Genomic DNA, 10,215 nt, shown 5'->3' on the forward strand with positions numbered 1-10,215 from the left:
TGACGGTGTCAGGGTATTTGATCGGCGGCCGATGGTCCATGCCCACCGGTAGCCAGGGCCAGCATCTGCATGGCCGGCGCCACTGCCTTGAGCAGGCGCTCACGTGCGATCCCGTCGCGGGCCTGCACCGACAACCCATGCAGCAGCGTGGCAAAAAAATCGCCCAGCGATTGCACATCGACCTCGGGTTTCAACTCGCCCGCCTCGGCCGCCTGCTGCAAGCGCTGAATGATCGACAAGGTTTTTTCGCGGCGGTGGTCGGCCAGCCATTCACGCACGGCGTCGTTGTCGGCCGAGCAGTTGGTGGCTGCCGACACCACCATGCATCCCAGTGGACCCGCTGGGCGGGTGTACAGGTCGACGGCATCGAGCAACAGCCGCTCGATGGCCTGGTAGGCCGTGGGTTGCTCGCTCAGCGCCTGGGTCGAAAATGCGCCCTCTTCGCGCTCATACAGCTCGATGGCCTCCTTGAACAAGCGCTCCTTGGAGCCGAACGCGGCATAGATGCGCGCCGAAGCGATACCCAGCGCAGCCACCAGGTCGCTCATGGACGTGGCTTCGAAACCGCGCGCCCAGAACACATCCCGGGCGGTGCGCAACGCGGCTTCACGGTCGAACTGGCGTGGTCGGCCTGCCATCTCGATAGTCTCCAACCAGGAATGAAGGCGGCATTATCCGCAATTGTTTGTCGAAAGACAAAGAATACTTGACGACGCGCAAGCTGCATCCTTATTGTTTGTCGATCAACAAACAATAGGAGTTCCACATGATCACGTTGAAAGGCCCCAGCCTGCATCTGGCGCAATTCAGTGCCGACCAGCCACCGTTCGACTCACTGCCCAACATCGCCCGGTGGGCTGCGCACATGGGCTTCAAGGCGTTGCAGATACCGGCCTGGGACAAGCGTCTGTTCGATGTCGAGCTAGCCGCAAGCAGCCAGGCCTACTGCGACGACATCACCGCCATGCTGGCCGAACACGGGCTGGTGATCAGCGAGCTGACCACGCATCTCTTTGGCCAGCTGGTGGCGGTACACCCGGCATACGACGCCTTGTGCGACAGTTTTGCACCGGCCCACCTGCAGGGCGACCCGGCTGCCCGCAGTGCCTGGGCGGTGCACCAGCTCACCTGCGCGGCCATCGCGTCGCGGCGCCTGGGCCTGAGCGACATGGGGACTTTTTCCGGTGCACTGGCGTGGCCGTACGTCTTTCCCTTCCCGCAACGCCCCGACGGCCTTGTTGAAACAGCCTTCGCCGAGTTGGCCAGGCGCTGGCTGCCGGTGCTCGATACCTGCGCCGAACAGGGCATCAACCTGTGCTTCGAAATTCACCCCGCCGAAGACCTGCACGACGGCGCAAGCTTCGAGCTGTTTCTCGAACACGTCGGCCACCACCCGCGCTGCAAGATGCTGTTCGATCCCAGCCACCTGATCCTGCAGCAACTCGACTACCTGGCGTTCATCGACCACTACCGGGACTACATCCGCATGTTCCACGTCAAGGACGCCGAGTTCCTGCCCACCGGCAAGCAGGGCCTGTTCGGCGGTTATCAACCCTGGCTCAAGCGCGCCGCACGCTTCCGTTCGCTGGGGGACGGGCAGGTCGACTTCAAGGGCATCTTCAGCAAGCTGGCCGAATACGACTACAGCGGCTGGGCCACGCTGGAGTGGGAGTGCTGCCTGAAAAACCAGCACGATGGGGCACGTGAAGGCGTGGCGTTCATCAACCGGCACATCATCCAGGTCACCGACACGGTGTTCGACGACTTCGCCGGTACCCCGGTGGCGCCGGCGGTCATCGCCAGGATGCTCGGCCTTGAAGGCAACCCTGTCGGGGAGCTGCAACGATGAGCACGCACACTCACCATTACGCCCATGTGCACGGCCTGCGCCTGCACTACGTCACCCAGGGCGAAGGGGCACCGGTACTGCTGATCCCCGGCTGGCCACAGACCTGGTACACCTGGCGGCACGTCATGGCGGCCCTGGCCGACAACGGTTACCAGGCGATTGCCGTGGACCTTCCCGGCATGGGGCTTTCCGACAAGCCGCTGGACGGCTACGACACCGGCACCTGCGCCGCCCGCCTGCACGCGCTGATGGGGCAACTGGGGCACGAACGCTATGCCGTGGTGGGCCACGATGTGGGCATGTGGGTGGGGTATGCCCTGGCCAGCGATTTTCCGGGGGTGGTGAACCGGCTGTGCCTGAGCGAAGCGGTGATTCCGGGCCTGGCGCCGGCGCCGTCGATCTTCGCGCCGCCGGAGCAGAACATCTTCCTGTGGCACTTCATGTTCAACCAGTTGCAGGACCTGCCCGAGGCGTTGATTACCGGGCGCGAAGCGCAGTACCTGAGGTTCATGTTCGAGAAATGGGCTGTGCGCCTGGATCGGGTGGCGGTGGATACCTATGTGCAGGCGTACTCGGCGCCGGGGGGCTTGCGTGGCGGGTTTGCCTACTACCGCGCGATACCCGAAACGATTCGCCAGAACCAGCAGCGCGGGCAGGTGCCACTGGGCATGCCGGTGCTGGCGATCGGGGCGCAACTGGCAACCAATGATGCGCCGCGGGTAACCCTGGAGGGGCGCGCCACCACGTTGCAGGGCGCGATCATCGAGGGCTGCGGGCACTTTGTGACCGAAGAGGCGCCCGAGGCGTTTGTCGGGCACCTGCTGCCGTTTCTGCGCTGAGGGTTGCGGCGCGGCCTTCGCCAGCAAGGCGCGCGCCTGTCATCGAGCGCATGCCATTGCCCGCGAAGGGCGTTCAAGGCGCCTGCAATGCCTCCAGCTCATCCGCGCGTTCGGAGGTCATGCGCAGGCGGCAGCCACCGCCATTGAGGATGTCCATGGTGCCGCCGGTCTGCGTGAAGTAGAAATCGCAGTTGCTGTCGATGTACTTGATCCACGCCCGCTGCGCATCCCGGAGCTTGCCCTGCTGCACCGGCCCAAACGCGGCCATGGCCTTCTTGTAGACCTGGTTCAGGCGTTTGTCCTGGCGGGCGATCTCGGCGTTGTTGCATTCGTTCATGCTCACCGTGGTGTTCGCGGTGTCCATGCAGGCCTTGTAGGCCGCCGAAGTCTTGTCCTGCGCCAGCGCCAGCGGCGCAACTGCCGCCAGCGACAGCACCGCAACCCCCATCATCCGCTTGATACTCATGGCTTGCCTCTCCTGTTCTGACTGCCTAGGGCGCACAGGCTCGCATGACCTGCTCGCGCAACCAATGGTGCGCCGCTTCCTTTTTGCGTCGCTCGTGCCACACCTGCTGAAAGGCGAACGCGCGAATCGCCAGCGGCGGCTCGAAACAGCGCAACCCCCGCAGCGCCTTGAGGTTCTGCACGCTGCGCCGCGCCACGGTCAGCACCAGGTCGGTACCCACCAGCACGTCGCTGGCCGCCGCCCAGTGCGGCAACGCCAGCACCACCCGGCGCTGCTGCCCCAGCGCCGCCAGGGCCTGGTCGATCTCGTTGTCGGCCCCGGGCCGCATCGCCACCAGCACATGGGGGCGCGCCAGCCAGGCGGGCAGTGTCAGCCCGCCACGGGCCGGCAGCGTGGCGCGGTCGGCCACACACACGAACCCCTCCTCGAACAGCGTGGCGGCCTGCAACGGCTCGGCCAGGGTGGGGAATACGCCCAGCGCCAGGTCCACCTCGCCATCGAGCAACTGGCCGAGCATCGCCTCGCGGCTGCCCTGGCTGACCACCAGGTCGATGCCCGGTGCGGTCTCGCGCAGGCAGCGCATCAGGCCCGGCAGCACCACCCGCGCGCCATAGTCCGACATCGCCAGGCGAAAGCTGCGCCGCGCCCGCGCCGGCTCGAAACCGGGGCTGCCCAGCAGCGCATCCAGTTGCTGCAGGGCATCCTGCAACGGCGCCGCCAGTTCCAGCGCACGCAACGTGGGCTGCAGGCGGCCCGCACGGCGCACCAGCAGCGGGTCCTGGAAGATCTCGCGCAACTGCGCCAGCGCATGGCTCACCGCCGGCTGGCTGCGGTGCAGGCGCAAGGCCGCGCGCGAGACGTGCTGCTCGGCCAGCAGTGCATGCAGGGTCAGCAGCAGGTTGAGGTCGATACGGCGCAGATCATCCATGTGGCGAATAGCCCCTGTGCACAATTCGAATTTCCATCAGTGAAACAGATAACCAAGACTGTACCAAGCCCTCCATAGCCAGAAGGAAACCACCATGAACCTCAACCTCGCTGTCGCCATACCGCTGCTTGTCGCCCTGCTGGCCGGTGCCGCCGTGCCGTTCCAGGCCGGCGCCAACGCCGCGCTCGGGCGCCTGCTCGGGCACCCGCTGTGGGCCACGCTGATCTCGCTGGCGGTGAGCGTGCTGATGGTGCTGCCGGCCCTGCTGCTGATGCGCGCACCGCTGCCGCAACTGGCCAACCTCGGCCAGGCGCCGTGGTGGGCGTGGCTGGGTGGCGTGGCCGGGGTGGCCTACATCACCGCGGCGCTGATCCTCACCCCGCGCCTGGGCGCGGCCGGCTTCATCGTGTGCGTGATCGCCGGCCAGGTACTCTCGTCGCTGATCATCGACCAGTGGGGGCTGATGGGCCTGCCATCGCGCCCGGTCAACGGCCTGCGCATCGCCGGGGTGGCGCTGATCATCGTCGGCATGCTGGTGGTGCAATGGGGCACCCGCGCCAACCGTTGAGGGCTCACCAGGGGTGGGTGCGCTCGAACACGTAGCCGTGCTGGGGGAACGCATTGAACAGGATCACCCCCAGCACCACCAGCAACAGCAGCCAGTCGACAACGCGCAGACGCGGCACCTGGCGCACCTCGCGCCGGTCACGACAGTGCAGCGCCTGCCCCAGGGTCATCAGTACGAAGGCGCCGATCCACAGGTAGTACCCCACGCCCAGCGCGGTGAGTTGCACGAAATCATAGGACTGCGGCGTGTTGTCCGGCACCGTGCTCGCCACCAGGAACGACAGCCCCAGCAGCAGCGCCAGCACCGACAGGCCCAACCCCACCCGCGGCCACCAGCGATGGGCCAGCAGCGCCAGGCCGAATACCGGGTTGGCAAACCAGCCATAGATCTGGAACGGGATGCCCCACAGCCCGTACACCAGCAACCATACCGAACTCATGTGGGCACCGTTGTCGGTGTAGTAGGCATTGAAATACAGGCAGGCCACGTACAGCACCAGGCTGAGCGTGAGGTAATGACGTTTCACAGGAATGTCCGCAGGTCAGATGGAATTGGAGGGTATTGCCGGGGCCGGGGGCGTGACATTGGCGCCGCTGCCCACGCTGAACGAGAACGCCGCCGTGGCATAGATCGCCGCCACCAGCACCCAGGCCAGCCAACCCTGGCCCGGCCCGCCCGGCGCCTGCCGGCGGTTGAGAAACTGGCCGGCCACGTATGCCGCCAACGCCAGCAACCACAGGTAGTAGGCGCCGAGCAGGTTGGCCTGGCCATTGGCCTTGCGCGGCACCAGCGCGCTGTCGCCCCAGCCGATCACTGGCAGCCACTGCGCCGCCAGCACCAGTGCCGCGACCGCCGCCAACAGCGACAGCAGCGGCCGGTTGCGCCGCAGCATCAGTGCCAGGCACAGCAGCGGGTTGGCCCACCAGGCGCTGCCACCCAGCCAGCCGAGGGTCAGCACATGCATGCCGCGCATGGTCACCTCGCTGACCGGCACGGCATCCAGAAACAGGCTGCCCAGGTACAGCGCCAGGCTCAGTACCACGTAATGCCGCTTGAACAGTGCCAGCATCTAGTTGACCCCGAGTTCGCAGTCGTCGCAGGCCGCTGGCGGCTCGCCGAGGTTCATGTAGACCGGTCGCGCCGGCGCGACGGTGGCCTTGACGAACGACAGTGGAATGGTCAGCACGATACCCGCCACCAGCACCCAGTGCAGCCAGCCCAGCGCTGGCTGGGTAAGCCTGGGCTGGCGCCGGTAGCGGTGCTGGCCGATCACGAATGCCAGCATCGAGGCCAGCCACAGGTAGTAGCCGGTGCGCACGTCAGGCCCGCCGTGGGGCGCCGGCGGGATCGGCGACCAGTCGGTCCAGCCCAGCGCCAGGGCCGAGCCCGCCAGCAGCAGTGCGCACCAGCCCAGGCGGTAAGCGGTTTTGGGGTCTTTGCGGTGGGTTGCGAAGGCGCCCAGCAGCAGCGGGTTGGCGAACCACAGGCCGCCGGCCAGCCAGCCCATCGACAGCGCGTGCATGCCGCGCAGCACCGAATCGTGCCCCCAGGCGCAGGCCTCCGGGTACAGGCAGGCGAGGTACAGCAGCAGGCTCAGCAAGCGGAAATCGAAGCGCACCAGTAAGTCCATTCAGCCGGGTGGGAAGCGGGGCGCGACGATAGCCCATCGCCTGCCCCGCTGTCCAAGTCATTCAGGCCGATTCGAGCAGCAGCCCGTACAACGCCGAATCCGACACCTCGCCGGCGATGCACCAGCGCTCGCGCAGCAGCCCTTCACGCTCGAAGCCCATGCGTTCGAGGGTGCGCGCCGAGGCACCGTTGCGCGGGTCGATCTCGGCCTCGAGGCGGCGCATGTTCAGGCCGATGGCAAGGTACTCGACGAACAGCTCCAGCGCCTCGCCCATGTAGCCCTGGCCCTGGGCGCTGCTGGCCAGGCAGTAGCCGATTTCGCCGCGGCGCGACTCGGCGTCGATGTTGAAGAACTGGCACATGCCCAGCAGCAGGTCGCTGCCCTGGGGGTAGATACCCAGCTTGAGGCTGCGCCCGGCCAGGTAGGCGGCGCGGTCGGCCAGCAAGGCCACTTCGGCTTCGTCCAGGGTCTGCCACGGCCCGTGGTGCCAGTAACGCATCACCTCGGGGTCGGCCATGATCCCCAGCCACTGCTCGGCATCGCGGGCCTGCATGGGCCGCAGTTGCAGGCGCGGCCCGTTCAGGCACAGCGCGGTGTCGAAAGCTTCAGGCAAACTCATGAAATTACTCCTGGTGGGTGAACCTGCCACCACGCCACCACGCCCACCGTTACCAGCAGCACCGCGGCCTGGGCCAGGTTGAATTCGTAGAGCCGGTGCAGCGTCACCCACGGCTGGCGCCACGCCGGGCCGCCTTCCTGTGGTGGCTGATACGGCAACAGTCCAAGCAGCCCGACAGCGAAGTAGCCCGTCAGCGCGACGATACCGGTCCACGGGTGGGTACCGGCCAGCATCGGGTAGATCGGCAGTGCCAGCAGCAGGCGCGGCACGCCATGGCGCAGCAGCAGACGCTCGCCATCGGGGTTGAACCGACGCGGGATCAGCCATTCGCTCAGGCGCAGGTCCAGCGCCAGCAGGTTCGGCGCGGTCCACAGCCAGAAACGCATGAACACCGCCGACAGTTGCACCGTCAGCAGCGAGCCCACCACGGCGGCAATCAGTACATTGGAGGGGTGCGCGAAGAAATCCGGCCCCGCCAGCCACAGCACGATCACCAGCACCATGCAGCTCATCACCCGCAGGTAGCTGCGCGGATGCAGCGGGCGCGGCGCCAGCCTGCGCCAGAAGTACAGGTCGCGGTGCGGCACCTGGTCGAGCAGTTCGGGGTAGTGGTAGAGCAGGGTTTGCGTCAGGTGCTCACAGGCTTCCCAGTCGGCCTCGCTGAAGCCCTGGGCCAGCGCCACCTGCTGCTTGAACTCGAGGTTGCGCAGCAGCAGGTAGGCCGCATTGCCCTCGGGGTTGGTGTGCCAGTGCCACTGCTCGGCCAGGGCCTGCTGGCGGGCGAACCAGGTATCGCGCCGGCAGCGCTCGTTCAGGCCCTGCCACAGGTGCGCGGGCCGGGGGCCACCGTCATCGTCGCTCCAGTTGAAGTAGCCGCACACGCGTTCGAACAGCGCGGTGCTGCTGCCGGGGTGATCGTGCAGCAGCTCCAGCAGCATGGCCTGGAACTGCTCGCGGCGGTCGAAGGGCTCCAGCCAGGCCTGCCCGCCCCAGTGCTGCAGGCTGGCGAAAAACGCCTGTTCGTCGCCCGCCTGCAAATAGTGCTGCAACTGCGCGTGGCAGGCTTGCCAGAGGCTGCCCAGCAGTTCGTCGCCCTGGTACGCGCCGATCGGCACCGCCTGCCAGGGGGTGAACCAGCCGCGCCTCGGCACCGCCCAGTGCAGGATGGGCAGGCGCAGGGTTTCGTCATCCAGGCTGCGCTGCAGCAACTGCTGCTCGAAGGCCGCCTCGCACCCCAGTTCACCGGCCTGGCGCCACAGGTTGTCGAGCTGCGCAGGGTCCAGCCCTTCGAGCAGCGCGCGGGCCTGTTGCTCCCTGGCGGGTGCGGGTTCGACGTCGACGTGCACCGCCGCGGCCTGCGGGGCTGGCACATCGGCCGATTCCAGCGCTGGCGCTGCATCGTCCTCGTGTGCCCAGCGGCTGCGCGCCAGCGCCTGTTCATAGGCCTCGCGCAGGCGCTGGAAGGCCTCGGGGTCCTCGTCGGGGCGGTGCACCTTGAGCAGGCGCGCATACTGGCGCCTGATACTGCGTTCATCAGCGCCCGGGGCCAGGGCCAGCACGCTCCAGCAGTCTTCGATCACGTCACTCATTGCCGCTCCTTCAGCGCCAGCTGTCCTGGCCCAGTTCATTCACGCGCTGTTCGAGCTCGTGGCGCACCTCGCGGATCTGGCGCTCGTCCTGGATTTCCAGCACGCGCTGGAACTGCGCGGCCCAGGCCCCGATCAGCTCACGTACCTCGCCCAGGCTTTCCTGATACAGGCGTTCCAGGCGCGCCAGCAACAGGGTGTTGGGTTGCTGGTCACGCGGGTGGGTCTTGAGCTCGGCCAGCGCCGCCAGGCGTTCGCGTACCTCTTCGGGGCTGAGTACGCCGGGGTTGTTCTCGATCACCAGGGCATGCTGCTCGCCGGTCAGCGGGATGCTCACCTGGGCTTCGAGAATGCCGTTGATGTCGTAGGTGAAGCGCACGTCCAGGGCCACCTCGCCGGCCTTGCGCCGTGGCACCGGAATCTCCAGCACGCCCAGCAGCACGTTGTCGCGCACCAGGCGGCTCTCGCCCTGGAACACCTTGACCAGCACCTGCTCCTGCTGGTCGCCGACGGTGTACACCGTCTGCACCCGGCTCACCGGCACCACGCTGTTGCGCTCGATGATCGGCAGGTAGTGCCCGCTCTCGTGGCGGTCACCGACCTGGCGCACGGTTTCCATGCCCAGGGTGTAGGAGCACACGTCGGTCAGCACCACCTCTTCGAGCGCGGCATCCCGGGCCTTGAGCGCGGCCTGCACGGCGGCGCCGTGGGCCACCACTTCATCGGGGTTGAGGCTGATCGAAGGGAAGCGCCCGAACAGCCCGGCCGCCAGCTTGCGCACCAGCGGCATGCGCGTGGTACCGCCCACCAGCAGCACTTCGTCCAGGTCCGAGGCGCGGATGCGCGCATCGCGCAGGGCGCGTTCGATGGGGGTGCGCAGGCGTGCCAGCAGCGGTGCGAACAGGTCGGCCAGGGCGTCCTGGGTGTACACGTGGCGCCATTCGCGGCCCTCCACGCGCACCACGAAGTCGGCCTGCTGGGCCTGACCCAGCTGCCGGCGTACACGCTCGGCCTCGCGGCGCAGCGGCTGCAGCAGCGTGGTCGCGCCGGGGAAGTCGTTGCCCTGCTGGGCCTGCACGAAATGCTCCAGCAGCAACTGGTCGAAGTCTTCACCGCCCAGGTAGTTGTCGCCGGCGCTGGCGCGCACCTCCATCACCCCTTCGAACAGCTCCAGAATCGACACGTCGAAGGTGCCGCCGCCCAGGTCGAAGACCAGAAACGAGGTTTCCTTGTCGCGCTGGTGCAGGCCGTAGGCGAGTGCGGCGGCGGTGGGTTCGTTGATCAGTTTGTCGACGCGCAGCCCGGCCAGTTCGCCGGCCACGCGGGTGGCCTTGCGCTGGGCATCGCTGAAGTAGGCCGGCACGCTGATGACCGCCTCGGTGACCGGCTCGCCATAGGCACGCTCGACATCTTCCTTGAGGCTCTTGAGCACCAGTGCCGAGAGTTCTTCGGGGCGGTAGGCACGCCCACCCAGGGTGACCTGCTGGTTGCTGCCCATGTAGCGCTTGAACAATGCGGTGGTCAGGTGCGGATGGGTGTGCAGGCGCTCGCGCGCCGCCTGCCCGACCAGCACCCGGCCCTGGTCGTCGAGCCCCACCACGCTGGGGGTGAGCGTGTGGCCGAGTGCGTTGGCCACCAGTTCAGTGGCGCCATCGCGCCACACCGCCACCAGGCTGTGGGTCGTGCCCAGGTCGATACCGACGATCATCAGCGACTTCCCTCTCATCAAA

12 protein-coding genes are annotated in these 10,215 nt (G+C 67.3%); 3 read left to right on the forward strand and 9 right to left on the reverse strand.

What is annotated here, in order from left to right; translation table 11 throughout:
• Positions 1 to 8: 8 nt before the first annotated feature.
• Positions 9 to 638 (reverse strand): TetR/AcrR family transcriptional regulator, encoded by a 630-nt coding sequence (locus DN388_RS06400; RefSeq protein ID WP_043864423.1) that lies wholly within the window; start codon positions 636 to 638, stop codon positions 9 to 11.
• A 128-nt stretch (positions 639 to 766) separates the two neighbouring features.
• Here DN388_RS06400 and DN388_RS06405 point away from each other — a divergent pair, with 128 nt between their 5' ends.
• Together DN388_RS06405 and DN388_RS06410 are read left to right on the forward strand one after the other, a co-directional pair.
• Entirely contained in the window at positions 767 to 1,849 is a 1,083-nt protein-coding gene (locus DN388_RS06405) for a sugar phosphate isomerase/epimerase (RefSeq protein ID WP_196932714.1), read from the forward strand.
• Entirely contained in the window at positions 1,846 to 2,688 is an 843-nt protein-coding gene (locus DN388_RS06410) for an alpha/beta fold hydrolase (protein WP_058541389.1), read from the forward strand. The genes DN388_RS06405 and DN388_RS06410 overlap by 4 nt, the downstream gene beginning before the upstream one ends.
• 73 nt (positions 2,689 to 2,761) lie before the next feature.
• Here DN388_RS06410 and DN388_RS06415 read toward each other — a convergent pair whose 3' ends face one another.
• A complete protein-coding gene (locus tag DN388_RS06415) occupies positions 2,762 to 3,154 on the reverse strand; it encodes a lysozyme inhibitor LprI family protein (protein WP_043864420.1) in 393 nt (130 codons plus the stop codon).
• A gap of 25 nt (positions 3,155 to 3,179) precedes the next feature.
• Positions 3,180 to 4,082 (reverse strand): LysR family transcriptional regulator, encoded by a 903-nt coding sequence (locus DN388_RS06420; RefSeq protein WP_123752904.1) that lies wholly within the window; start codon positions 4,080 to 4,082, stop codon positions 3,180 to 3,182.
• 94 nt (positions 4,083 to 4,176) lie between these two features.
• On the opposite strand from DN388_RS06420, the gene DN388_RS06425 reads away from it, so the two are divergent.
• Positions 4,177 to 4,650 (forward strand): DMT family transporter, encoded by a 474-nt coding sequence (locus DN388_RS06425; protein WP_054916300.1) that lies wholly within the window; start codon positions 4,177 to 4,179, stop codon positions 4,648 to 4,650.
• 4 nt (positions 4,651 to 4,654) lie between these two features.
• Here DN388_RS06425 and DN388_RS06430 read toward each other — a convergent pair whose 3' ends face one another.
• The 6 genes from DN388_RS06430 to DN388_RS06455 all read right to left on the reverse strand — a co-directional run bounded on the left by DN388_RS06430 (position 4,655) and on the right by DN388_RS06455 (position 10,193).
• Positions 4,655 to 5,176, reverse strand: coding sequence for a hypothetical protein (locus tag DN388_RS06430; protein ID WP_254997775.1), 522 nt, complete (start codon positions 5,174 to 5,176; stop codon positions 4,655 to 4,657).
• Between the two features lie 15 nt (positions 5,177 to 5,191).
• Positions 5,192 to 5,719, reverse strand: a complete 528-nt coding sequence (locus DN388_RS06435) for a hypothetical protein (RefSeq protein WP_078479916.1) — start codon at positions 5,717 to 5,719, stop codon at positions 5,192 to 5,194.
• On the reverse strand, positions 5,720 to 6,268 hold the full coding sequence (locus tag DN388_RS06440) for a hypothetical protein (protein ID WP_054916297.1): 549 nt from the start codon (positions 6,266 to 6,268) through the stop codon (positions 5,720 to 5,722).
• 73 nt (positions 6,269 to 6,341) lie between these two features.
• Positions 6,342 to 6,899: a GNAT family N-acetyltransferase gene (locus DN388_RS06445; protein WP_043864414.1), complete on the reverse strand. Its 558-nt coding sequence runs from the start codon at positions 6,897 to 6,899 to the stop codon at positions 6,342 to 6,344.
• Positions 6,896 to 8,488: a J domain-containing protein gene (locus DN388_RS06450; RefSeq protein ID WP_078479915.1), complete on the reverse strand. Its 1,593-nt coding sequence runs from the start codon at positions 8,486 to 8,488 to the stop codon at positions 6,896 to 6,898. The genes DN388_RS06445 and DN388_RS06450 overlap by 4 nt, the downstream gene beginning before the upstream one ends.
• 10 nt (positions 8,489 to 8,498) lie before the next feature.
• A complete protein-coding gene (locus tag DN388_RS06455) occupies positions 8,499 to 10,193 on the reverse strand; it encodes a molecular chaperone HscC (protein WP_254997782.1) in 1,695 nt (564 codons plus the stop codon).
• Positions 10,194 to 10,215: the final 22 nt, after the last annotated feature.

The organism is Pseudomonas sp. S12(2018) (assembly GCF_024355235.1).
Lineage (GTDB): Bacteria > Pseudomonadota > Gammaproteobacteria > Pseudomonadales > Pseudomonadaceae > Aquipseudomonas > Aquipseudomonas palmensis.

What these genes read in the sequence shown, in the direction of transcription:
- DN388_RS06400 (WP_043864423.1), bottom strand. Translation starts at nt 638, where the DNA reads ATGGCAGGCCGACCACGCCAGTTCGACCGTGAAGCCGCGTTGCGCACC.
- DN388_RS06405 (WP_196932714.1), top strand. Translation starts at nt 767, where the DNA reads ATGATCACGTTGAAAGGCCCCAGCCTGCATCTGGCGCAATTCAGTGCC.
- DN388_RS06410 (WP_058541389.1), top strand. Translation starts at nt 1,846, where the DNA reads ATGAGCACGCACACTCACCATTACGCCCATGTGCACGGCCTGCGCCTG.
- DN388_RS06415 (WP_043864420.1), bottom strand. Translation starts at nt 3,154, where the DNA reads ATGAGTATCAAGCGGATGATGGGGGTTGCGGTGCTGTCGCTGGCGGCA.
- DN388_RS06420 (WP_123752904.1), bottom strand. Translation starts at nt 4,082, where the DNA reads ATGGATGATCTGCGCCGTATCGACCTCAACCTGCTGCTGACCCTGCAT.
- DN388_RS06425 (WP_054916300.1), top strand. Translation starts at nt 4,177, where the DNA reads ATGAACCTCAACCTCGCTGTCGCCATACCGCTGCTTGTCGCCCTGCTG.
- DN388_RS06435 (WP_078479916.1), bottom strand. Translation starts at nt 5,719, where the DNA reads ATGCTGGCACTGTTCAAGCGGCATTACGTGGTACTGAGCCTGGCGCTG.
- DN388_RS06445 (WP_043864414.1), bottom strand. Translation starts at nt 6,899, where the DNA reads ATGAGTTTGCCTGAAGCTTTCGACACCGCGCTGTGCCTGAACGGGCCG.
- DN388_RS06450 (WP_078479915.1), bottom strand. Translation starts at nt 8,488, where the DNA reads ATGAGTGACGTGATCGAAGACTGCTGGAGCGTGCTGGCCCTGGCCCCG.
- DN388_RS06455 (WP_254997782.1), bottom strand. Translation starts at nt 10,193, where the DNA reads ATGATCGTCGGTATCGACCTGGGCACGACCCACAGCCTGGTGGCGGTG.